Raw genomic sequence first — 22,885 nt, 5'->3', positions numbered from 1 at the left:
TCAAGGTGCGTCATGCCCGGCGGACGATCGGAGTGCCGGCGCGCGGCGGATTTCCGTTGCGCACTTGAAAATACGTTTAGCAAACAGGATTTACATGACCACTATCGTCCTCAAAGAAAACGAGCCGTTCGATGTCGCGATTCGTCGCTTCCGCCGCACGATCGAAAAGAACGGCCTGATCGCAGAACTGCGTGAGCGCCAGTCCTACGAAAAGCCGACCACCGCGCGCAAGCGCAAAAAGGCTGCGGCTGTTTCGCGTCTGCGCAAGCGCCTGCGTAGCCAGATGCTGCCGAAGAAGATGCACTAAAGCGTCATCGCCTGGGCCGGAGCGTGTAGCCTGGCCCCGGAAGGCAAAACGGCGGTGCGACCCGAGAGGGCGCACCGCCGTTTCGTTTGTGCGGCGTCTTGCGCTTGATTCAGCGCGTTAGACGAACGCGTGCCGCTTGCCCAGCGTGGCGAGAAGATGCGGCCATTCTTCGACGCTCGCGTCGTCGTGAATCTGCTCAAGTTCAATCAGCAGATCGATGACGTTCGGATCGTACGCATTCACATTCGATGCATACAGCGCGCGCAGCAGCTCGCCGTCCTGCGCGTGCCGATAGTACGAGATGCCGACGCCTTCGAGGCCGGCCTCGTAGACTTCGTCGCGGACGAGCGAGCCGATCGCGCACTTGTGACCCTGCGGGCTGCGCAGGCGGCAAGAGCCGTTGTCATCTTCCGATACCGCCCGCTGCGCGAGCAAATGCGCGGCGACGCGTTCGTAGATGTCTTGCGGACTCAGCATTCTGATTGGGCTCAACATACGGCACCCGTACGCTTATGCAGCGGTTTTCAGAAGCTCGGCCGACAGACCGAATTGCCGCGCGATCGACGCGAGGCGCTCGCGCCATTCCCATTTGCCGAACACGTCGTGCACGTTCTGCAGGCAGGAAAGAAGTTCGACGGTATTGGGATCGAAGACGTTGATGCGCGCGCGCAGCAGCGCACGCTTGAGCGCCACGATGCCGACGTCCATGTAGGCCGGCACCGCTTCCGGCGGCTTGGCGAGGTAGCGGATGGGAACGCCTTCCATTGCCGTGACGTAGTCGCGCGGCTTGATGTAGGTGCCGACCGGGCAGCCGCCGCAGTATCCGCGGTAAGCGCCGCCGCCGTGGGGCAGCAAAGCTGCCTGCCCCTGCGCGAAAAGATGCTCTACCGCGTTGTTGAAAATCTCCTGATGCGTCAGGAAGTTCAAGCTTTTCATGATCTTTCTCCCCTGCGCCCCTGCGCAGCGGCCATGCGTTGAGTTACGAGCAACCTGCACTTGCGGCGTCCGGCGGCGGAATTCGCCGTCCGGCTACTGCTTCGAGCAGGATGGTTTTCCCGGCCTATGGACACTGACGACTGACAGCGTCCTGTACTCGCGGCGGATCTCTCCACTCAGTGAACGATCCGCACACCGTCAGTTATAACGGTTCGGCTCGGTAAAAAGGTGCGGCAGCGCACGCGAGAACGCCATTTTTACACGGCACGCACGATCGTGCAGCGCCGCAGAAGAAGGCAGACCGCTTGATTGCAAGCGGCTTGCGCCGTGCTTCAGTGCAATAAATCCCCGGGTATCGGGACTTTCCCGCATCAGCACGGTTACGCGGCTTGCATGTTGCCAAAAAGCAAAAATCTATGGCATCGGAGGCTGCTTAAACTCCCGCTTTCGCTGCCGCTTTGCGTTTCGTCTTGGGGGTGGCGCGGGATACGCAGTCGGCGGCGTGATCGTTGACCATGCCGGTCGCCTGCATGAAGGCGTAGCAAATGGTGGTGCCGACGAACTTGCAGCCATATGCCTTGAGCGCGCGGCTCAGGGCGTCGGATTCGGGCGTGGATGCCGGCGTCGGATTATTCGCATCGCGCGGGGTGTCGATCGTTTGGCCGTTGACGAACGACCAGACGAACGCAGCGAACGAGCCGTGCTCGGCCTGAATGCGCTGCACGGCGCGCGCATTGAGGACGGCGGACTGGATCTTCGCGCGATTGCGAACGATCCGCGCGTCGCCGACGATCCGCTCGACATTGGCCTCGGTGAAGTGCGCGACCTTGCCGATGTCGAAGCCCGCGAAAAGCGTGCGGTAGCCGTCCCGTTTGTTGAGGATGGTCGACCAGGAAAGGCCGGCCTGCGCACCTTCCAGCACGAGCATTTCGAAGAGGTGACGGTCGTCGCGCGACGGGACGCCCCATTCGGTGTCGTGGTAGTGCGCCATCGCCGGCGTCGTGGCCCAGGCGCAGCGGATCGGTTCGGTGTCGGTCATTGGGAATCCTCGATTTCGAATGCGCCAGCATAGCGGAACGCCGCCGTCGTCCACCCTCTGCCATTCGGCTAATTGGCGTGCCGCGTTTGCGCCGTTATCCTTGCGGCCATGAACACTTTCACGACTTCGAATTTCAACGGCTTTCTGCTCGGCATCGACGGCGGCGGAAGCGGCACGCGCGTGATTCTCGCCCATGCGAACGGCGTCGAACTGGCCCGCGCGAGCGGCGGCCCGTCGGGGCTGGGGCTCGGTGTCGAGCGGGCGTGGCAAGCCATCGGCGATGCGTGCGAACGCGCGTTCCAGGCCGCCGCGCTGCCCTTCGACTGGCGGGCGTGCGCGCTCGGCTGCGGGCTCGCGGGCGTCAACAACGCGGAATGGCTTGCGGCGTTCCTCGACATGGCGCCGCCGATTCAGGCGCTGAGCGTCGAAAGCGACGCGTACACGACCGTCATCGGAGCGCACGGGGGCGAGCCGGGTGTCGTCGTCGCGCTGGGGACGGGCAGCATCGCGGCGTCGCTGGACGCGGATGGTGTGTGCCGCATCGCCGGGGGCTACGGCTTTCCGAGCGGCGACGAAGCCAGCGGCGCATGGCTCGGCCTGCGCGCGGTCGTCCACTTGCAGCGCGTCCTGGACGGCCGCGCGCCCGCCGACGCATGGTCTCGCGCGCTGCTCGCGCTGACGGGCGCAACGGACCGCGACAGCCTCGTCGTCTGGCTATGCGCGTCGAATCAGACGGCGTATGCGACGCTCGCGCCGAGCGTCTTCCAAAATAGCGGTCATCCGGCTGCCGCTGCATTGCTGGAACAGGCGGGGCGCGAGATCGAACTGCTCGTCGCCGCGCTCGATCCGGCGGGCGTGCTGCCGGTTGCGCTATGCGGCGGACTGGCCGCGCCGTACGAACCCTTCGTGCCGGCGTCCGTGCGCGAACGTCTGCGCGAGCCACGCGCCGATTCCGCCGCCGGAGCGCTGGAACTGGCGCGGCGCGCGTCGGCGTCGCCGGGCGCGGTTACGCGGACAGGCGACCGCGCCGCGATAAAATAGGCAGCTTCGCGCTCAAACAGGGCAGCCATGTATTCGGTCATCGCAACTGATCTCGACGGTACGCTCCTCAACAGCGACCACCAGCTCGATCCCTTCACCGCCCACACGCTGCGCACGCTCGCGTCGCGCGGCGTACCGATCATTATCGCGACGGGGCGGCATTATCGCGATGTCGCCGGCATTCGCGACCTGCTCGGCGTCGACGCGTACCTGATTACGTCGAACGGGGCGCGCGTGCACGCCCCCGGCGACGAAGATATCTACTCGCGCGATCTCGCACCGGCGTTCGTGCGCCGTCTGGTGCAGCCGGACGTCGTGGGCGAGCACGGACGCGTGATCGTCAACCTGTTCGCCGACGACGCCTGGCTTATCGACCGCCACGCGCCGGAACTGCTCGTCTTCCATCAGGACTCGGGCTTCAAGTACGAAGTGATGGATCTCTGCGAGCACGACGGCGAGAACATCGCGAAAGTGCTCTATATCGGCGAACCGGCGGATCTCGCGTACACGGCTGAAAACCTGAAGCGGGAATTCGGCGATTCGCTGTACGTCACGTACTCGCTGCCGGACTGCCTGGAAGTGATGACGTCGGATGTATCGAAAGGCCGCGCGCTGCGCTACGTGCTCGAGCGGCTGGATATCGATCCCGCGCATTGCGTCGCGTTCGGCGACAACATGAACGACATCGACCTGCTGGAAACGGCCGGGCATCCGTTCATGATGAACAACGCCAACCCGGACCTCATCACGCGCTTGCCGAACGTGCCGCGCATCGGCAACAACTTCGAGGCGGGCGTCGCGCATCAACTGCGCAAGCTGTTCGATATTCGCGACGAAATCGCTTCGCCGCGCTGATATTGCGGGAGGCGGGCGGCATCGCGCCGCCTCGCTTCCGGCCTCGCGCGATTAGCCGCGATGCCCCCAGTTGTCCGAGCGGCCATGATCCCAGCGCGCGCGGTTCCAGCGTCCGTTGTCGTGGCCATAGCGGCCGTAGTTACCGCGCCAGCGCGGCTCCTCATGCCGCCACGCCGGCGAGCGATACACCGGCGCAGCAGGACGCACATAGACCGAGGCCGGGGCCGCATAAACCGGCGAGCCGAGCGAAACGCCGACGTGCAGATCGGTATGAGCCTGAGCCGCTCCGATGGCGCCTGCCACAAGGCCGGTCGCGACAAGCGTTTGAATGACGATGCGCTTCATGGTGTTTCTCCTGGAAGGCGACGTGTGTCGCATGAGTCCAATGTAAGCGCCCGCTGTCTTACACGCTTCGACGACTTGTTACGGGGTGCAAGCCGCGCGTAAGGGCGATGCTGTCGGTGGTGAAGCCCGGAAAGCCTTATATGGCGGGCGTTTTGCGGAGAAGCGCGATCCGTGCAGTGACGTTATTAAGCGGATTGCGTAATGCGCCATTACATCTGTCGCGCGTTTTTAATGCACGCCGCGCGCACGCGGCGCGAAAAACAAAACGGGCGCACCAGGCGCCCGTTTCTTTTGCTGCGTAAAGCCGCTTACTGTGCGACGGCAGCGACCTTGCGCGCTTCCGATTCGGAAGTCAGCAGCGGATAAACGATGCCCGCGATGGCCGCGCCAACGATCGGCGCAATCCAGAACAGCCAGAGCTGATCAAGCGCCCAGCCGCCGACGAAGAACGCCTGGCCCGTCGAGCGCGCCGGGTTCACCGACGTGTTCGTGACCGGAATCGAGATCAGGTGGATGAGCGTCAGGCACAGGCCGATGGCGATCGGTGCAAAGCCTTTCGGCGCACGGTCATCGGTGGCGCCGAGGATCACGAACAGGAAGAAGAACGTCATCACGACTTCGCAGACGAGCGCCGCGATCATCGTGTAATGGCCCGGCGAGTGCTCGCCGAAACCGTTCGCGGCAAAGCCGCTTGCGAAAAGGTCGAAGCCCGGCGCGCCGGTTGCGATCAGCTTGAGCACGAAGGCGCCGAGCGTCGCGCCGACCACCTGCGCGATGATGTACGGTGCGAGATCGCGCACCGGAAAGCGTCCCGCGACCGTGAGCCCGATGCTCACCGCCGGGTTCAGGTGACAGCCGGACACGTGGCCGATGGCATAGGCCATCGTCAGCACGGTGAGACCGAAGGCGAGCGAAACGCCGACAAACCCGATGCCCAGCCCGGGATATCCGGCGGCCAGAACCGCGCTGCCACAACCGCCCAGCACGAGCCAGAAGGTACCGAAAACTTCAGCGCCGAGACGCTTCGACAATTGCATGATCCAGCCCCGAGAAAAGATGAAGATCGTTGATTTGACGCAAGAAAGCCGTTTGCTTCTGCGGAGCGCAGTTTAAGCGCGGCTCATTTCCTGAACTGTCAAAAATGGTCGATCGTTGCGCGTTTCACGGGGCGCGCAGCTTTGGCGACACAAAAAGAAAATGCCGCCCGATTGGGCGGCATTCCAAAGCGGCAGCGAGAAGGGAAGGTATTAGCCCACTGCAACCTGACGCAGCACCGGGCGCTTCGCGGCCTGGAGCATCGACGTGTAGGTGTCGACATAGTTTTGCGCCATCGTCTTTGCGCTGAACCGGCGTTCGAATTGCGCGCGGATTTCGGTGCGCGACAGTTCGTCGATCCGATGCAGTGCGCCCACCGCGCCCTGAACGTCTTCGCAGATGAAGCCGGTCACGCCATGATCGATCACTTCCGGCACCGATCCGCGATTGAACGCGATGACCGGCGTGCCGCACGCCATCGATTCGATCATCACGAGGCCGAAAGGCTCGTTCCAGTCGATCGGGAATAGCAGCGCCTTTGCGCCCGAAAGGAACTCCGGCTTCTGCGCCTCGTTGATTTCGCCGACGAATTCGACGTGCGCCTGCGACAGCAGCGGCTCGATCGTCGACTTGAAGTAGTCCTGGTCGGCCTTGTCGACCTTCGCCGCGATTTTCAGCGGAAGACCGCTTTGCGCCGCAATCTTGATGGCGAGATCCGCGCGCTTTTCCGGGCAGATGCGGCCGAGGAACGCGAGATATTCCGGCTTCTTCTGCGGCTGCGGCGTGAGCAGATCGTCGGGCAGCCCGTGGTAGACCGTGTTCAGCCAGTTCGCCTGCGGCAGCGGGCCACGCTGGTTATTCGAAATCGAGATGACGTTCGCGTCGGTGAACGTGTTGAACATCGGTTGCAGTTCGGGCAGATCGAGACGGCCGTGCAGCGTCGTGACGAACGGCGTATCCATTTGCGAAAACAGCGGGAACGGCATGTAGTCGAGGTGGAAGTGCAGCACGTCGAACTCATGCGCGCGGCGGCGAACCGTTTCCAGCAGCAGCATGTGCGGGGCGAGCGGATCGCGGATGGTCGGATCGAGCCGCAGCGCGCGCGGCCAGGCCGCTTCGAGAGTCGCACGGGTTTGCGAATCGCCGCTTGCAAACAAGGTTACATCGTGGCCGAGATCGACGAGTGCATCCGTCAGGTAAGACACCACGCGCTCAGTGCCGCCGTAAAACTTCGGAGGAACTGCTTCGTGCAACGGTGCAATTTGTGCGATTCGCATAACGTGGTTCTCCAGTGTGGTCCGCGAGTGGCGGTTCGACGCCTGTGCGGTCCTTGCAATTCAGCGGCGGAGCGGCGTTTCTGGCGTGACTCCGGCCCTGTGCAAAGCATTCGTGTGAACATGCGGTGAAGCCGGTTGAACGATCGACGCATGCCATTCGGACGGGCAGCGCGCGTGCAGCGAGTTCGTCGCTCAGGCCGCCCAAGGTCGGTTCCGGCTGTCGACCGGGTTATCCCTTACGTTCATTATCGGGATCGAGAGCCGCATTACACGTCAATTTTCAATCGCTTAACGTTGTTACAGCGCGAAACAACGGCTGTTACGAAGTGAGAAATTGCACCGGGGCGAAAACGGTCGGAATCGTCCGACGCGCATTCAGCGCGGTGAATCGTTTTAAAGCAAAAATTGTTCCTTCGGCATCGCTCCTAAAGTCGCGCCGCTTTCAGCCGATAAAGCCTCTGCCGACCAGCAGGCATCACGCGCGTGTACGACTTTTTCCTACACGATCGCGGGCGAATTTCCGTCGGCGAGTCGGTGCGTTCATCCGATAGGCACGCATACCGCACCGGGCGACAATCAGCCGACATATGCGGGGCCGAATGCGCCGTTTTTTTGGCGCATTCGAGCAAACGTTTCCCGCTTGGCCTGACCAGCCACGAATCGACTCGGGGGAAAGATGACGGCCACGATTACAGGCGTGCTCGCGGAAATCCGCGAGGTGAATCTGTCGTACCTGCTTCTCGCGCAGCGCTTGCTGCAAGAAGACCGCGTTGCGGCGATGTTCCGCCTCGGACTGTCCGAGCGCGTCGCGGAGGTCGTGTCTGCGCTGACGCCGACGCAGGCGCTGAGGGTGGCTTCATCGAGCCATCTGCTGTGCCGCTTCCGGTTCGACGATCACACGATTCTTTCCTCGCTCGCGGACAAGGGCACGTCGGCGGCCATCACGCAGGCCGCCGACGTCCCGGTCGCGCAGATCGTCTGAACGCTTCGCCGCGTCGACCGCAAGACGACGCGCGCTAGCAAGCGATTGCGCTATTAAGCCATTGCGCCATTGCGCCGCAAGCCCCTCGCGGCGCCCGCCTAAAAGTTTTCTCCCCGCATGCCGTAAACATCCTTAACCGCGCGCTCACGCCGGTCATCCGCAATAAACCCGAGGACTTGCCCGTGCTGATCTTTGTTGGAACGCTCGTGACCTTGCTGTCCGTTTTCGGCGGTTACGCGCTCGAAGGCGGCCACCTTGGCGCGCTCGTGCAGCCGGTCGAAATATTGATGATCGGGGGCGCGGGCATCGGCGCGTTCATCCTCGGCAACGGAATCAAGACGATCAAGGCGACGCTGCTCGTCATCCCCACGCTTTTCAAGGGCTCCAAGTACAACAAGGACGTGTACATGGAACTGATGGGCCTGCTCTACGTGCTGCTCGCCAAGGCGCGCAAGGAAGGTACGCTGACGCTCGAAGCCGACATCGACGATCCCAACAAGAGCCCGATTTTCAGCCAGTACCCGAAGATTCTCGCGGACCATCACATCGTCGAATTCATGACGGACTATCTGCGCCTGATGGTCGGCGGCAACATGAACGCGTTCGAGATCGAAAGCCTCATGGACGAGGAGATCGAAACGCATCACGCCGAAGGCGAAGCGCCCGCGCAGGCGCTTTCGAAAGTGGGCGATGCGATGCCCGCGTTCGGCATCGTCGCCGCGGTGATGGGCGTCGTGCACACGATGGCGTCCGCGGACCAGCCGCCCGCGGTGCTCGGCGAGATGATCGCGCAGGCGCTCGTCGGCACGTTCCTCGGCATTCTGCTTTCGTACGGCTTCATCGCGCCGCTCGCGAACATCGCGGAGCAGCGTGTCGCCGAGCAGACGAAGATGTTCCAGTGCATCAAGGTGACGATCCTCGCGAGCCTCAACGGTTATGCGCCCGCGATCGCGGTCGAGTTCGGCCGCAAGGTGCTGTTCTCGACCGAGCGCCCGTCGTTCTCGGAACTCGAAGAACACGTGCGCCGCGTGAAGGCGAAGTGACGACATGAGCAGCGAAAAGGATCGGCCGATCTTCATCAAGCGTGTCGTCGGCAAGGGCGCTAAAGGGCATCACGGCGGCGCGTGGAAGCTCGCGTATGCCGACTTCATGACCGCGATGATGGCGTTCTTCCTGCTGATGTGGCTGCTGTCGTCCACCTCGCCGGTGCAGCGCCGCGGCATCGCCGAATACTTCAACATGCCGCTGAAAGCCGCGATGGTCGGCGGGAAAACGGTCGGCATGGATTCCAGCATCATCACCGGCGGCGGACGCGACATTTCGAGCCCCGACCCCGGCACCACCCGCATGACCGACGCGCGCACCCCGCGCAACGAAGTCGACGAGGAAGCGCTCAGGCAAGCGACAACCGAACTCGAGCGGCGCGAGCAAGTGCGCCTGCACGACCTGCAAGTCAAGCTGATGGCGGCGATCGAAGCGAATCCCACGCTGCAGCAGTTCAAGCAGCAGATTCGCATCGAGTCGACGCAACAGGGTTTGCGCATCGAAATCGTCGATACGCAGAAGCGCCCGATGTTCGCCCTCTCCAGCGATACGGTGCAGCCCTACATGCGCGACATCCTGCGCGAGATAGGCCGCACGCTCAACGACGTGCCGAACCGGATCGTCGTGCAGGGGCACACCGACGCCGTGAAGTACGCCGGCGGCGAGAAGGGCTATAGCAACTGGGAACTGTCGGCGGACCGCGCGAACGCGTCGCGGCGCGAGTTGATCGCGGGCGGCATGGACGAAGCGAAAGTGCTGCGCGTGCTCGGCCTCGCGTCGACGCAGAACCTCAACAAACAGAATCCACTCGATCCCGAGAACCGGCGCATCAGCGTGATCGTGCTCAATCAGCGATCCGAAGCAGCAATGCTGCGCGAGGACGGCACGCGCGGCGCGGTGTTCGACAACGCCCCCGCGAGAGCGGACGCCGCGCCGCTTTTCAACAGGCTCGCAAATTAAGCGGCATCGCGTCAAAAAAACGCTCAAGACTGCACACGTTTTGGCCGACATCAGGGCAAGACCGCGAGACACACACATGATCAAGAACATTCTGGCAATCGACGATTCCGCCGCCATGCGGCAAATCCTCTCGGCCACGCTGACGACAGCGGGCTACGAGGTGACCGTGGCGTCGGACGGTAACGAAGGACTCGAATGGGCGCTCGCCGAGCGCTTCGATCTGGTGCTCACGGACCATCACATGCCCAGCAAGAGCGGGCTCGACCTGATCGTCGAATTGCGGGCGAATCCGGCCTACAAGGCCACGCCGATCCTCGTCCTCACGACCGAAGACGGCGAGCCGTTCAAGGACGCGGCGCGGGCGGCGGGCGCGACCGGCTGGATCGAAAAGCCGCTCGATCCGGACCTGCTGACCGAAGTGGTCGCGGCGATCGCGGACTCGCAAGAGCAGGCGCAGCACTGACGCACGGACGCGGCGACGCATTACGGAACACAACAGCATTCTCGCGGTGATACAAGCATGACACTCGACATTACCCAGTTCTATCAAACCTTCTTCGACGAAGCCGATGAACTGCTCGCGCAGATGGAGCAACTGCTGCTCGTTCTGGATATCGCGAATCCCGATCCCGAAGACCTCGCGGCGATCTTCCGTGCGGCGCATTCGATTAAGGGCGGCGCGGCGACCTTCGGCTTCACGGCGCTGACGGAAACGACGCACATCCTCGAATCGCTGCTGGATCGCGCACGCAACAACGAGCTGGTCCTGCGCCCCGACATGATCGACACGTTCCTCGCGACGAAGGACGTCCTTTCCGATCAGCTCGCCGCGTATCGCGCGAGCGAGGAACCGGATGCAGCCGCCGCCGCAGCCATCTGCGCGAAGCTCGAACGGCTCAAGAACGAAGACGCGGCCCAGCAGGCCGTCGCGGTCGCGGAGCCGGCGACGCCGGCGGTGATCAAGCCAGCCGCAGCCGCAGCGGCGCCGGCCTACGAAGGCCCGAACGCGCCGCCTGTGCACGTGCTCTCGCAGGCCGCCGAAGCCATCGAAGACGACGGCAACTGGGATGGCGCATTTGAAATCGCCGACGGTGCGACTGAAGCAAAGAACGCAGGAACCGCAGCCGATGCGTCGGCTGCGGAAGCAGGACCCCACCTGAAAATTACGCTACGGGGGGTGGGCGAGAAGGACCTGGCGACCTTAACCGAGGAGCTGGGGAACCTGGGCAGCATCGTCGGAGAGAAAAAGACGGACGCCGAACTCGTGCTTTGGCTCGATTCGGACGTCTCCGCCGACGATATCGTGGCTGTTTGCTGCTTCGTGATCGATGAATCGCAGATCACGATCGGCCGGGGCAAGGCGCAACAAGGCGCGGCTCCGGCGCCGGAGCAACAGACGCCGCAGGCTAAGCCGGTTGTATCGCAGGCGCAGGACGCGCCCGCATCCGCGGCTCGGCAGAAGGACGAGGACACGGCGAAGGCGGCGGTGAACGTGGCCGCCGCCATCCCGTCATCGAATGAAAAACAGAAGACCGCAACGGGCGACGCCGAGAAAAAGGCGCGCCCGGCCGCGGCGGCATCGGCGGAAGGCAGCTCGATTCGCGTCGGCGTGGAAAAGGTCGATCAGCTCATCAATCTGGTGGGCGAGCTCGTCATCACGCAGGCAATGCTCGCGGAAACCACGAGCGCATTCGATCCCGCCTTGCACGACCGTCTTTTCAACGGCATGGCGCAGCTCGAGCGCAACGCGCGCGATCTGCAAGAGGCCGTCATGTCCATCCGCATGATGCCGATGGACTACGTATTCAGCCGCTTCCCGCGCCTCGTGCGCGATATCGCGGGCAAGCTCGGCAAGGACGTCGAACTCGTCACGTTCGGTCAGGCGACCGAACTGGACAAGAGCCTGATCGAGCGCATCATCGATCCGCTCACGCACCTCGTGCGCAATTCGCTCGATCACGGCATCGAGACCGTGGAAGCGCGCCGCGCGGCGGGCAAGCCCGCGACCGGGCAGCTCGTGCTGTCGGCGGCGCATCACGGCGGCAACATCGTCATTGAAGTCAGCGACGACGGCGCCGGCCTGCGCCGCGACAAGATTCTCGCGAAGGCGCAGAAGCAGGGCATGCAGGTCAGCGAATCGATGAGCGACGAAGAAGTGTGGCAGCTCATCTTCATGCCGGGCTTTTCGACGGCGGAGCAAGTCACCGATATTTCCGGCCGCGGCGTCGGCATGGACGTGGTGAAGCGCAACATCCAGTCGATGGGCGGCCACGTCGAAATCATGTCGCGTCAGGGCGCGGGCACCACCACGAAGATCGTGCTGCCGCTCACGCTCGCGATTCTCGACGGCATGTCGGTGAAGGTCGGCAACGAGATCTTCATTCTGCCGCTGAACTTCGTGATGGAGTCGCTGCAGCCCGTCGCCGAGGACATCTACACGGTCGCCAACGGTGAACGCGTGGTGCGCGTGCGCGGTGAATACCTGCCGCTCGTCGCGCTGCATTCCGTGTTCGACGTCGAAGGCGCGCGCACCGAGCCGACGCAGGGCATCGTCACGATCCTGCAAACCGAAGGGCGGCGCATGGCCATGCTGATCGACGAACTCGTCGGCCAGCAGCAAGTCGTCGTGAAGAACCTCGAAACGAATTACCGCAAGGTGCACGGCATTTCCGCCGCAACCATTCTGGGCGATGGCAGCGTCGCGCTGATCGTCGACGTAGCCGCGCTCAATCGCGAATCGCGGGCGCAGCACTCGCATACCCACTAAACCAACGACCGACTTTGGGGATTCCCATGGCAGACATCCAATCGACTCAAGCCGCGCTTTCGCGCCGCGATGCGCAGCACGCCGAAGCAGCAGGGCAGGAATTCCTCGTCTTCACGCTGGGCGCGGAGGAATACGGCATCGACATCCTGAAGGTGCAGGAGATTCGCGGCTACGACAGCGTCACGCGCATCGCGAATGCGCCGGCGTTCATCAAGGGCGTGATCAACCTGCGCGGCATCATCGTGCCGATCGTTGACATGCGCATCAAGTTCAACCTGGGCCGCGTCGAGTACGACAACCAGACCGTCGTCATCATCCTGAACGTCGCGCATCGCGTGGTCGGCATGGTGGTCGATGGCGTGTCCGACGTGCTCACGCTTACGCAGGAGCAAGTGATGCCCGCCCCGGAATTCGGCGCGACGCTCACTTCGGAATATCTCACCGGCCTCGGCACGGTGGACGGCCGCATGCTGATCCTGATGGATATCGAAAAGCTCATGACCAGCCGCGAAATGGAGTTGATCGACTCCGTCGCCGCCTAAGAAAGCGCCCGCACGCGTCGCCGGCCAAGGAAGGAATCCATGCTCAAGAAGTTGTCGATCCGCACGACGCTCACGCTCGTCGGTCTGTTGTTCGTCGGTTGCGCGGCCGTCATCGGCGCGCTGTCGCTCGTCGGCCTGAGTTCCGCGAGCGCCTCGCTCGCGTCGCTCGCGCATGAGGACATGGTTGCGATGCGCGCGTTGTCGGAAACGTCGTCGTATCTGCTGCGCGCGCGCATCACGCTGGACCGCGTGCGTTCGCTCACCGAAGCGGGCAACGAAGCCGAAGCGAAGAAGGCGCTGGACCGCGGCCAGTATCTGCTCGATAAGAGCGATGAGAACTGGAAGCTCTACCTGAACACGAACAAGCCGATGCTGCCGAAAGAGACGCTCGATGCGCTCGTCGCGCAGCACGACACGCTGGTGAAGAGCGGCGTCGAACCGGAGTTTGCCGCGATCCGCGCGAACGACATGGCCGCGTATCACGCGATCGCCGACACGAAGATCAGCCCGATGTTCGTCGCGTTCGATCAGGCGGTGACAGCCGCGGTGCTGTTCCAGCAGAAGCATGCGGAGCAGTCGCAGTCGAGCGCGTCGGCGCAGAACTCGACGCTGATCGGCGTCATCGGCGGGCTGCTCGGCCTGTCGGTGCTGATCCTCTTCGGCACGCGCTACGCGCTGGGCGGACTCATCGTGCGGCCGATCAACGAAGCCGTCGAGCATTTCGAGCGCATGTCGCGCGGCGATCTGACGAAGCCCGCGCATTCGGACAGCCAGAACGAAATCGGCCGTCTGTTCGCGGGCATCGAGCACATGCGCGCGAACCTGACGACCATGGTCGGCGCGGTGCATCGCGGCGCGGAATCCATCGATGTCGGCGCGCATGAAATCGCCAGCGGCAACACGGATTTGTCGCAGCGCACGGAAGAGCAGGCCGCGTCGCTGCAGGAAACCGCGTCGAGCATGGAAGAGCTCACGAGCACGGTGAAGCAGAACGCGGACAACGCGCGTCAGGCGAGCCAGCTTGCGGTGAACGCATCGGATATCGCGTCGCGCGGCGGCCAGGTCGTCGAACAGGTCGTCGATACGATGAACGCGATCGCCTCCAGTTCGAACAAGGTCGTGGACATCATCGGCGTGATCGAGGGCATCGCGTTCCAGACCAACATCCTCGCGTTGAACGCGGCGGTGGAAGCGGCGCGGGCCGGAGAGGAAGGACGCGGATTCGCGGTCGTCGCGGGAGAAGTGCGTTCGCTCGCGCAACGCAGCGCGGCGGCAGCGAAGGAAATCAAGGCGCTCATCGGCGATTCGGCCGACAAGGTGCAAAGCGGATCGGAACTGGTCACGCGCGCCGGCGAGACGATGGGCGAGATCGTGCAGGCCGTGCGCCGCGTGACCGACATCATGGGCGAGATCAGCGCGGCGTCGGAGGAGCAGTCCGACGGCATCGAGCAGGTCAATCGCGCGGTCACGCAGATGGATAGCGTGACGCAGCAGAACGCGGCGCTGGTCGAACAGGCGGCGGCTGCGGCGGCATCGCTCGAAGAGCAGACGCGGCAGCTGAAAGGCGTCGTCGGGCAATGGCGCATCGACGGCGCGGCGGCGCCGGCGCCGGCGCGTCCGAGCGCATCGGTGGCGGCGTCGCGGCTGGCATCGGCTGCCATCAAGGGCACGAAGGAAACGCGCGTGGAGCCGGTGTCGGCGGCGTCCGCGCCCGTCGTGGCCGCAAAGCCGGTGAAAGCGCCGGTCGCCGCAAAAGTTTCAGCAGAGCCTAACGTCGCGCCGGATACGGCCGTTATCAAGGATAAGAGCCGCGAAGCAAGCAAGCCCGCGAGCGTCGCGAAAGCCGCGCCGCGGGCAAGCGCACCGGCTGCAATCGCGCCGCGCGCGAAGGCCACCACCGCCGATGACGGCGACTGGGAAACCTTCTAAGGCATCAACGCTGGACAGCCAGCAAGCGAATGACCCCGGCGCGCGGTAAAGAGGCGAGCGTCGAGCAAGCCTCAAGCAAGCGTCAATGACGACGCCAGTAAAGCACGAGACATCATCATGGCAACGCCGAACGCACACAAGGCACGCGTCGAACTCGCCGGGGGCATACGCGGTCCGGAAGTCGAGCGCGACTTCGAATTCACGGTAACGGACTTCGCCCGCATCCGCGAGCTGATTCACCGCCGCGCGGGCATCTCCCTGTCGGATCACAAGCGCGACATGGCCTACAGCCGGCTCGCGCGACGCCTGCGCGCATGCGGCCTGGATACCTTCAAGGAATATCTGGACCGCCTCGAATCGAATGACGACAGCGCCGAGTGGGAAGCCTTCGTCAACGCGCTGACGACCAACCTGACCGCGTTTTTCCGCGAGTCGCATCACTTCCCGATTCTCGCGGACTTCGTCAAGCGCCGTCAGCAGCCGGTGTCGGTATGGTGCTCGGCGGCATCGACGGGCGAGGAGCCGTATTCGATCGCGATGACGCTCGTCGAAGCGCTCGGCGAACAGGCCGCGCGCCACTGCACGGTGTACGCGAGCGATATCGACAGCCAGGTGCTCGCCAAGGCCGACGCGGGCGTGTACTCGCTCGATCAGGTCAAGGGGATGCCGGTGGAGCGCCTCAAGCGCTTCTTCCTGAAGGGCAAGGGCGCGCAAGCGGGCCTCGTCAAGGTGCGCCCCGAATTGCGCGCAATGGTGCAGTTCGGCCGCGTCAACCTGACCGACGCGCGCTACGACGTGAAAGGCCCGTTCGACGCGATCTTCTGCCGCAACGTGATGATCTATTTCGACAAGCCGACGCAGGGCCAGGTGCTCTCGCGCTTCGAGCCGCTGATGAAATCGGGCGGGCTGCTGTTCGCCGGACATTCGGAGAACTTCACGTATGTGTCGCAGGCGTTCAGGCTGCGCGGACAGACCGTCTACGAACTGACGCGCGACATGAAGCCGGCCGGCGCGGCGAAGTCCGCTCGCGCGCTCGCGGGAGAGCCGGCATGAGCGGACTGCCGATCGCGTCGAATCTCTATTTCGACAATCATTTCAAGAAGCCGGGCGTGAAGCTGCTGCCGAACGAGTTCTACATGACGAGCGAAGACATGGTGCTCGTGACCGTGCTCGGCTCGTGCGTGGCGGCGTGCATCAACGATCGCACGGCGGGTATCGGCGGGATGAATCACTTCATGCTGCCCGACGACGGCTCGGACCCGTCGCATGCTTCTTCGGATTCGATGCGCTACGGCGCGTACGCGATGGAAGTGCTCATCAACGAGCTCATCAAGCGCGGCGGACGCCGTGAGCGTTTCGAAGCGAAAGTGTTCGGCGGCGGCGCGGTGCTCGCGGGCATGACGACGATCAACATCGGCGATCGCAATTCGGAATTCGTGCGCCGCTATCTCGCGCTGGAGAAAATCCGCATCGTCGCGGAAGACTTGCAGGGCATGTATCCGCGCAAGGTCGCATTCATGCCGCGCACCGGACAGGTGATGGTCAAGAAGCTGAAGACGCAGCACGATCCGGTCGTCGTCGAACGCGAGCAGGCGCTCGTCACGCGCACGCCGGAAGAGCGCGCCGACCGGCTCGCGCGGGCGCGGGCGCGTGTCGAACTGTTCAATGTCGATCGTGCGAAGGCGGCGGCTCCGGCCCCGGCGAACGCGAAGCCGCGTGTCGAGCTGTTTGGCGCCGGCGCAGCAGGTGCGGCGAGCGCCACGCTGCGCAAGCCGCGCGTGGAACTGTTCGGCGCGCCGGGCGCGCTGCGCGGCATCAAGACGACGGAGGAAGCATGAGCAGCACGCCGAACACCCCAAAAATCAAGGTGCTGTGCGTCGACGATTCGGCGCTCGTGCGCAGCCTGATGACCGAGATCATCAACGCGCAGCCGGACATGCACGTCTGCGCGACCGCACCCGATCCGCTCGTCGCGCGTGAACTGATCAAGCTGCACAACCCCGATGTGCTGACGCTCGACGTCGAAATGCCGCGCATGGACGGCCTCGACTTCCTCGAAAAGCTGATGCGCCTGCGGCCGATGCCGGTCGTGATGGTGTCGTCGCTGACGGAGCGCGGCAATGAAATCACGCTGCGCGCGCTGGAACTCGGCGCGGTCGATTTCGTGACCAAGCCGAAGGTCGGCATCCGCGACGGCATGCTCGACTACGCCGAAAAGCTTGCCGACAAGGTGCGCACGGCGTCCCGCGCGCGCGTGCGGCAGATGACGCACGTGGCCGCCGCATCGGCGCATGCCGCGCCGAAGGTAACGCCGCATCTGAACAATCCGCTCGTTTCGACGGAAAAGCTCGTGATCGTCGGCGCATCGACGGGTGGCACCGAGGCGATTCGCGAAGTGCTCGTGCCGCTGCCGCCCGATGCGCCCGCCGTGATGATCGCGCAGCACATGCCGCCGGGATTCACGAAGTCGTTCGCGCAGCGCCTGAACGGGCTGTGCCGCATCACGGTGAAGGAAGCGGAGCACGGCGAGCGGGTGTTGCCGGGCCATGCGTATATCGCGCCGGGCCACGCGCATCTGGTGCTCGCGCGAAGCGGGGCGAACTACGTCGCGCATCTTTCGGATGCAGCGCCGGTGAACCGCCATCGGCCGTCGGTGGATGTGCTGTTCCGCTCGGCGGCGCAGCACGCGGGCAAGAACGCGATCGGCGTGATCCTGACCGGCATGGGCCGCGACGGCGCGGCGGGCTTGCTGGAGATGCAGCAGGCGGGCGCGTACACGCTCGCACAGGACGAAGCGAGTTGCGTGGTGTTCGGCATGCCGCGCGAAGCAATTGCAATGGGCGGTGCGAGCGATATCGCGCCGCTTTCTGAAATGAGCCGCCGCGTGATGGCGCGGCTGGCATCGATGGGCGACCGCGTACAGCGCGTCTGATTTTTCGATTGAATGTGCGGCGTCGCCGCGTTGAAGAACACAAGGGAGTAGTGATGGACAAGAACATGAAGATCCTCGTCGTCGATGACTTTCCGACGATGCGCCGTATCGTGCGCAATCTGCTGAAAGAACTCGGCTATTCGAACGTCGACGAAGCGGAAGACGGCGCAGCGGGCCTCGCGCGTCTGCGCGGCGGCGGTTTCGACTTCGTGATCTCCGACTGGAACATGCCGAACCTCGACGGCCTCTCGATGCTGCAGCAGATTCGCGCCGACGCGGCGCTGTCGCATCTGCCGGTGCTGATGGTCACGGCGGAATCGAAGAAGGAGAACATCATCGCGGCGGCGCAGGCGGGCGCGAATGGTTATGTGGTGAAGCCGTTCACGGCGGCCACGCTCGACGAGAAGCTCAGCAAGATTCTCGAGAAGATGGCCAAAACGGGGAGCTGATCGTGAACGATCTGACCACTGAATTCGCTGCGGCGAGTGTCGAGAGTGACGGCGATCAGTCGAGCGACCGCATTCTCGCGCGCATCGGCCAGTTGACGCGCACGCTGCGCGACTCGATGCGCGAGCTTGGGCTCGACAAGCAGCTCGAAGCGGCGGCGGAAGCCGTGCCGGACGCCCGCGATCGCCTGAAGTACGTCGCGACGATGACCGAGCAGGCGGCGGACCGCGCGCTGAATGCGATCGAACTCGCCAAGCCGATGCAGGAGGCGATGCAGGCCGAAGCGCAGGCGCTCGATGCGCGCTGGGCGCAATGGTACGGCGCGCCGCTCGCGCAGGGCGAGGCGGCCGAGCTGCTCGCGCAGACGCGCAGTTTTCTGCAAGGCGTGCCGGAAAAGACTCAGGCCACCAACGCGCAACTGCTGGAGATCATGCTCGCGCAGGATTTCCAGGATTTGACGGGACAGGTCATCAAGAAGATCACGGATGTCGTGCATCTGATCGAGCAGCAATTGCTCGGCGTTCTGCTGGAAAACATCGCGCCGGAGCGCCGGGAGCAGTTCGCGGCATCGGCGGCGGCGCTGGTGTCGGCGAGCGCCGGCAACCCGGAATCGCTGCTGAACGGCCCGCAAATCAATCCGCAGGGACGCAGCGACGTCGTGCAGGATCAGTCGCAAGTCGACGATCTGCTCGCCAGCCTCGGCTTCTGAGACTTCCTGCCGGCTGTAGCCGGAGCCAAGCGGAGCGCATCGTTCGATGCGTTCCGCTTTGTCGCGTCTGCTCGTTCCGTCGATGGTTGCTTTTCGCAAACGATCGATCGACACGGAACTTTTCCTGGCCTTACGATTCCACTCTGAGCCGCCGTTCTACACCCGCCCGGAAGCCAGTCTCGCGGGTTTGGCATACTGATGGCTACAGCGTCCATCACCGGTGCGCAGAAAAGCGGCGGAAACGTCGCCGAAACGTCATGGCCGCGCCGCCCCGAGGGGCCGCGCGAGGCACACATTCACAGGAACAGACAGGAGGCCCAGTGAAGGCACTGAAGCAGGCTCGTCATGGGCATCTCAAGGCGTCGTTGGCCTTGATCGCGGGGGTAGTCGGCGTATGCGCCGTCGTGCCCGCGCACGCGGGACTCGGCGGCGACCCGCTGAGCGCGCCGCAAGGCGCGACCACCGCGAAGGCGGTCGTTCATGCCGCCGCATCGGGCGCATCGGCCGCATCCGATTACACCGTCCGCACGACCACGCTCGCGAGCGGAACGGTCGTCAACGAATACGTGTCGTCGGCGGGCGCGGTGTTCGGCATCGCCTGGCGCGGGCCGCGCATGCCCGACCTCGCGACGCTGCTCGGCAGCTACTTCCCGCAGTATCAGCAGGGCCTGCTCGCGCAGCGCACTGCACGCGGCGGACGTGGCCCGGTGAGCGTCCAGGACTCCGGTCTCGTCGTGAACTCCGGCGGCCATATGGGTGCGTTCGTGGGAAGCGCGTACCTCCCGCAGTCTTTGCCCGCCGGCGTGTCCGCCAGCGACATTCAGTAAGCGACCGGAGAATCCGACATGCGTAGAACGACACTCGGCCCCGGCGCGGCTTCCTCCTTGCGCACCGGCAATGCAGTCCGCTGGTTCAGCGCGCTGTTTCTCGCGCTGACGCTTGCCGCATGCGGCGGCGGCGGTGACGATCATTCCAGCTCGAGCGGCGGCTCGTCGGGCGGTTCGGGCGGCGGCTCGTCCAGCACGGCGAACGCACAGCCCACCGCCGCGAACGGCACGAACGCGGTGCCGATCACGGTCGACGCGGGCGTTGCCAAGTTCGTCAACATCCCGAACGTCTCCGTGACGGTGTGCGCGCCCGGCACCAATGTTTGCCAGACCATTGACCACATCCAGCTCGATACGGCCTCGTTCGGCCTGCGCATCCTGAACTCGGCGGCGCAGTCGGTCATCGGCAGCCTGCCGAAGATCAACGCGGCGAACGGCGGGCAACTGGCCGAATGCGCCGGTTTCGCCGACGGCTATACGTGGGGCACGGTGCGTCAGGCCGACGTGCGCATGGGCACAGAGTTGGCGAGCGCGGTGCCGGTGCAGATCATCGGCGATCTCGATGCATCGGCGGCGCCGACGGGCTTGAACGGCTGTCCGTCCGGCAACGACGAGAACTCCACTGCCGATATCGGCGCGAACGGCATTCTGGGCATCGGGCCGGCAACCTACGATTGCGGCACGAACTGCGCAACCACCGCCCAGAACAGCATGTATTTCTCGTGCGCGAACGGCACGAACTGCACGGGCACGACAGTTCCGGTGGTGCAGCAAGTCACCAATCCGGTCACGAAGTTTCCCGTCGACAACAACGGCGTGATTCTCCAGTTGCCGCCGGTGCCGGATACCGGTGCGGCGAGCGCGACCGGCACGCTGGTCTTCGGTATCGGCACGCAGAGCAACAACGCGCTGACCGGCGTGACGAAGCTCGGCACCGATACGTTCGGCGACCTCACCGGCACGTACAAGGGCGCGACGCTGCAGACGTTCTTCGATTCGGGATCGAACGGCCTGTTCTTCCAGGACAACTTCCCGCTGTGTTCCAGTTCGAGCGTGTTCTATTGCCCGAGTTCGGAGCAGTCGCTTTCGGCGACGGTGAAGGGAAGCGAAGGCAACACGGCGACGGTGCCGTTCAGCGTCGTGAGCGCGCGCACCCTGACTTCGGGCGGCGGCAAGTATGCGTTCAACAGCCTCGCGGGTCATCTCGGAATGACCGGATACTTCGACTTCGGCTTGCCGTTCTTCTTCGGGCGACACGTCTACGTCGGATACGACCTGCCGAACAGTCCGCCATACGTGGCGTTCTGAGCCTCCGCGCGGGCGGTGTCGAATTAGCCCGCCCCGTGCAGCGGACGAAAAAAATCCGGCCGTCAGGCCGGATTTTTTTCGCCCGGTCGAGCATTGAACCGGTTACTGAGCCGACTGATTCCCGCGCGGTTTGCGGGGCGCGCGCTCGAAAACCGCGTCGTAAAGCCAGCGCGGCAGCACATGCAGCAGCATGCCGACGATGCGCATCTGCCACGGAAACGTCGCGTAACGCACCTTGCGGGCGATCGCATCGGCGGTTTTCGCGGCGAAGCGATCGGCGTCCATCAGAAACGGCATCGAATACGGGTTGCGCGCCGTCATCTCCGTGCGCACGTAGCCCGGCGCGATGGTGACGACCGCAACGCCCTGCGGCCTCAGTTCCACGCGCAACGATTCCAGATACTTCGCCGCCGCCGATTTCGACGCGCTATAAGCGCCCGAGCCCGGCAGCCCGCGCACGCCGGCGACGCTCGCAATGCCGACGAGCGTGCCGCGCCGCGCCGCCGTCATCGACGCGACGAACGGCTCGAACGTCGCGACCATCCCGAAGTAGTTCACGTCCATCACCGCGCGAAACGTCTCGAGTTCGCCGTGTCCGGTCAGCGCGCCCTGGCTGATGCCCGCGTTCGCGATCACGATATCCGGCGTGCCGTGCTCCGCGATGAAGCGGCGCGCGGCATCGGCGATCGCTTCCGGATCGCGGACATCGGCGGGGTAGAGGGAGAGGGATGCTGCGGGATGGCGCGCGGCGAATGCCGCAAGTGCGTCTGCGCGCCGGGCGACGAGGCCGATCACGGCCCCGCGTTTCACGTATTCTTCGGCCAGCGCCTGGCCGATTCCACTCGACGCGCCGGTAATGAAAACCTTCAAGGAACCTGCGTTCATACCGGCTTCTGCGTAGTTACATTTTCTTGGCGCGGACTTGCTGGACGAGGAAGTCCATCACCTGCGTCGTGCCTTCCAGGCTGTTCGTCTGCGCCGGGCCCGTGACGTACTTGCCCTGCACGATGACCGTCGGCACGCCGTCGATCTTGTAGTCCTGCTGCAGCTTGGCGTCGCGCTTGATGTCGCTTTGCGTCGAGAACGAGTTGTACGCATCCATGTACTTCTTCTTGTCGACGCCTTGCGTCGCGAGGAAGTCGGCCTGCGCCTGCGGCGTCAGCAGGTAGTTCTTCTTCACGTGAATTTCATTGAAGACGGCCGGCGTGACCTTCTCCGCGACACCGAGCGCCACGAGCGCGTGATACATCTTCGAATGCGGAATGAAGTCGTCACGGAACGCCACCGGCACGCGCTTGAACACGACATCCGGACCCTGCTTCTTTTCCCACGCTTCGAGATACGGCTCGAATTCGTTGCAGTGCGGGCAGCCGTACCAGAAGAACTCGATAACTTCGATCTTGCCCGCTTCGGCGCCAGCCGGCTGCGGCGCCTGCAACACCGTGTAGTCCTTGCCTGCGGCAGGAGCGGCGGATGCCACGTCCGCGACGCTCAACGACGCGGCGGCGATGCCGAGGGAAAGGGCGAGGGCGCTGAACAGTTTTTTCATGATCGGAAAGAGAGCGAAGGAGCAGGTGATGGCAACGTAGCAGCCGCGTAAAAG

The 22,885-nt window shown here is 64.1% G+C and carries 25 protein-coding genes; 17 read left to right on the top strand and 8 right to left on the bottom strand.

What is annotated here, in order from left to right:
• Positions 1–94: 94 nt before the first annotated feature.
• The gene (gene rpsU / locus LDZ21_RS13040; RefSeq protein ID WP_035942296.1) at positions 95–307 is read left to right on the top strand and encodes a 30S ribosomal protein S21; all 213 of its coding nucleotides are present in this window, start codon (positions 95–97) and stop codon (positions 305–307) included.
• 117 nt (positions 308–424) lie between these two features.
• On the opposite strand, the gene LDZ21_RS13035 is transcribed toward rpsU, so the two are convergent.
• From LDZ21_RS13035 to LDZ21_RS13025, 3 genes are all read right to left on the bottom strand, one after another.
• Positions 425–784: a hypothetical protein gene (locus tag LDZ21_RS13035; RefSeq protein WP_244793646.1), complete on the bottom strand. Its 360-nt coding sequence runs from the start codon at positions 782–784 to the stop codon at positions 425–427.
• A gap of 33 nt (positions 785–817) precedes the next feature.
• A complete protein-coding gene (locus LDZ21_RS13030; protein WP_035967127.1) occupies positions 818–1,243 on the bottom strand; it encodes a hypothetical protein in 426 nt (141 codons plus the stop codon).
• A gap of 433 nt (positions 1,244–1,676) precedes the next feature.
• On the bottom strand, positions 1,677–2,282 hold the full coding sequence (locus LDZ21_RS13025) for a DNA-3-methyladenine glycosylase I (protein ID WP_244793645.1): 606 nt from the start codon (positions 2,280–2,282) through the stop codon (positions 1,677–1,679).
• A 108-nt stretch (positions 2,283–2,390) separates the two neighbouring features.
• Between LDZ21_RS13025 and LDZ21_RS13020 the strand changes: the two genes are divergently transcribed.
• Both LDZ21_RS13020 and LDZ21_RS13015 read left to right on the top strand, forming a co-directional pair.
• The gene (locus LDZ21_RS13020; protein ID WP_244793644.1) at positions 2,391–3,323 is read left to right on the top strand and encodes a glucosamine kinase nucleotide-binding domain-containing protein; all 933 of its coding nucleotides are present in this window, start codon (positions 2,391–2,393) and stop codon (positions 3,321–3,323) included.
• Positions 3,324–3,350: 27 nt separating this feature from the next.
• On the top strand, positions 3,351–4,178 hold the full coding sequence (locus LDZ21_RS13015) for a Cof-type HAD-IIB family hydrolase (protein ID WP_244793643.1): 828 nt from the start codon (positions 3,351–3,353) through the stop codon (positions 4,176–4,178).
• A gap of 51 nt (positions 4,179–4,229) precedes the next feature.
• Here the strand turns inward: LDZ21_RS13015 and LDZ21_RS13010 are convergent, their stop codons facing one another.
• From LDZ21_RS13010 to LDZ21_RS13000, 3 genes are all read right to left on the bottom strand, one after another.
• A complete protein-coding gene (locus tag LDZ21_RS13010) occupies positions 4,230–4,523 on the bottom strand; it encodes a hypothetical protein (RefSeq protein ID WP_244793642.1) in 294 nt (97 codons plus the stop codon).
• Positions 4,524–4,831: 308 nt separating this feature from the next.
• Positions 4,832–5,560 (bottom strand): aquaporin Z, encoded by a 729-nt coding sequence (gene aqpZ, locus LDZ21_RS13005; protein ID WP_244793641.1) that lies wholly within the window; start codon positions 5,558–5,560, stop codon positions 4,832–4,834.
• A 210-nt stretch (positions 5,561–5,770) separates the two neighbouring features.
• Positions 5,771–6,835 (bottom strand): glycosyltransferase family 4 protein, encoded by a 1,065-nt coding sequence (locus LDZ21_RS13000; RefSeq protein ID WP_244793640.1) that lies wholly within the window; start codon positions 6,833–6,835, stop codon positions 5,771–5,773.
• A gap of 676 nt (positions 6,836–7,511) precedes the next feature.
• On the opposite strand from LDZ21_RS13000, the gene flhD reads away from it, so the two are divergent.
• From flhD to LDZ21_RS12930, 14 genes are all read left to right on the top strand, one after another.
• Positions 7,512–7,817 (top strand): flagellar transcriptional regulator FlhD, encoded by a 306-nt coding sequence (gene flhD / locus LDZ21_RS12995; protein ID WP_244793639.1) that lies wholly within the window; start codon positions 7,512–7,514, stop codon positions 7,815–7,817.
• Between the two features lie 182 nt (positions 7,818–7,999).
• On the top strand, positions 8,000–8,860 hold the full coding sequence (gene motA, locus LDZ21_RS12990) for a flagellar motor stator protein MotA (protein WP_035967229.1): 861 nt from the start codon (positions 8,000–8,002) through the stop codon (positions 8,858–8,860).
• Positions 8,861–8,864: 4 nt separating this feature from the next.
• A complete protein-coding gene (motB, locus tag LDZ21_RS12985) occupies positions 8,865–9,821 on the top strand; it encodes a flagellar motor protein MotB (protein WP_244793638.1) in 957 nt (318 codons plus the stop codon).
• 76 nt (positions 9,822–9,897) lie between these two features.
• Positions 9,898–10,284, top strand: coding sequence for a response regulator (locus tag LDZ21_RS12980; protein WP_035967116.1), 387 nt, complete (start codon positions 9,898–9,900; stop codon positions 10,282–10,284).
• 57 nt (positions 10,285–10,341) lie between these two features.
• Positions 10,342–12,588, top strand: coding sequence for a chemotaxis protein CheA (gene cheA, locus LDZ21_RS12975; RefSeq protein WP_244793637.1), 2,247 nt, complete (start codon positions 10,342–10,344; stop codon positions 12,586–12,588).
• A gap of 26 nt (positions 12,589–12,614) precedes the next feature.
• On the top strand, positions 12,615–13,130 hold the full coding sequence (gene cheW / locus LDZ21_RS12970) for a chemotaxis protein CheW (protein ID WP_035967113.1): 516 nt from the start codon (positions 12,615–12,617) through the stop codon (positions 13,128–13,130).
• Between the two features lie 39 nt (positions 13,131–13,169).
• The gene (locus LDZ21_RS12965; protein ID WP_244793636.1) at positions 13,170–15,059 is read left to right on the top strand and encodes a methyl-accepting chemotaxis protein; all 1,890 of its coding nucleotides are present in this window, start codon (positions 13,170–13,172) and stop codon (positions 15,057–15,059) included.
• Between the two features lie 117 nt (positions 15,060–15,176).
• Positions 15,177–16,112, top strand: a complete 936-nt coding sequence (locus LDZ21_RS12960) for a CheR family methyltransferase (protein WP_152562643.1) — start codon at positions 15,177–15,179, stop codon at positions 16,110–16,112.
• Positions 16,109–16,897 (top strand): chemoreceptor glutamine deamidase CheD, encoded by a 789-nt coding sequence (cheD, locus tag LDZ21_RS12955; protein WP_244793635.1) that lies wholly within the window; start codon positions 16,109–16,111, stop codon positions 16,895–16,897. Before LDZ21_RS12960 ends, cheD begins: the two co-directional genes overlap by 4 nt.
• Positions 16,894–17,991: a protein-glutamate methylesterase/protein-glutamine glutaminase gene (locus LDZ21_RS12950; protein ID WP_035967105.1), complete on the top strand. Its 1,098-nt coding sequence runs from the start codon at positions 16,894–16,896 to the stop codon at positions 17,989–17,991. Before cheD ends, LDZ21_RS12950 begins: the two co-directional genes overlap by 4 nt.
• 53 nt (positions 17,992–18,044) lie before the next feature.
• Positions 18,045–18,440 (top strand): chemotaxis response regulator CheY, encoded by a 396-nt coding sequence (gene cheY, locus LDZ21_RS12945; RefSeq protein WP_035967103.1) that lies wholly within the window; start codon positions 18,045–18,047, stop codon positions 18,438–18,440.
• Between the two features lie 2 nt (positions 18,441–18,442).
• Entirely contained in the window at positions 18,443–19,147 is a 705-nt protein-coding gene (cheZ, locus tag LDZ21_RS12940) for a protein phosphatase CheZ (RefSeq protein WP_035967101.1), read from the top strand.
• 320 nt (positions 19,148–19,467) lie between these two features.
• Entirely contained in the window at positions 19,468–19,974 is a 507-nt protein-coding gene (locus LDZ21_RS12935) for a DUF2844 domain-containing protein (protein WP_404980488.1), read from the top strand.
• A gap of 93 nt (positions 19,975–20,067) precedes the next feature.
• Positions 20,068–21,282, top strand: coding sequence for a DUF3443 domain-containing protein (locus LDZ21_RS12930; RefSeq protein WP_425306856.1), 1,215 nt, complete (start codon positions 20,068–20,070; stop codon positions 21,280–21,282).
• Between the two features lie 102 nt (positions 21,283–21,384).
• On the opposite strand, the gene LDZ21_RS12925 is transcribed toward LDZ21_RS12930, so the two are convergent.
• The gene (locus tag LDZ21_RS12925; RefSeq protein ID WP_244793633.1) at positions 21,385–22,167 is read right to left on the bottom strand and encodes an SDR family oxidoreductase; all 783 of its coding nucleotides are present in this window, start codon (positions 22,165–22,167) and stop codon (positions 21,385–21,387) included.
• Positions 22,168–22,183: 16 nt separating this feature from the next.
• On the bottom strand, positions 22,184–22,831 hold the full coding sequence (locus tag LDZ21_RS12920) for a thiol:disulfide interchange protein DsbA/DsbL (RefSeq protein WP_244793632.1): 648 nt from the start codon (positions 22,829–22,831) through the stop codon (positions 22,184–22,186).
• Between the last annotated feature and the right edge of the window lie 54 nt (positions 22,832–22,885).

Source organism: Caballeronia grimmiae, assembly GCF_022879615.1.
Taxonomy (GTDB): domain Bacteria; phylum Pseudomonadota; class Gammaproteobacteria; order Burkholderiales; family Burkholderiaceae; genus Caballeronia; species Caballeronia grimmiae.
The sequence above is the reverse complement of the archived record's forward strand: the minus strand, read 5'-3'. Positions and strand labels throughout refer to the sequence as shown.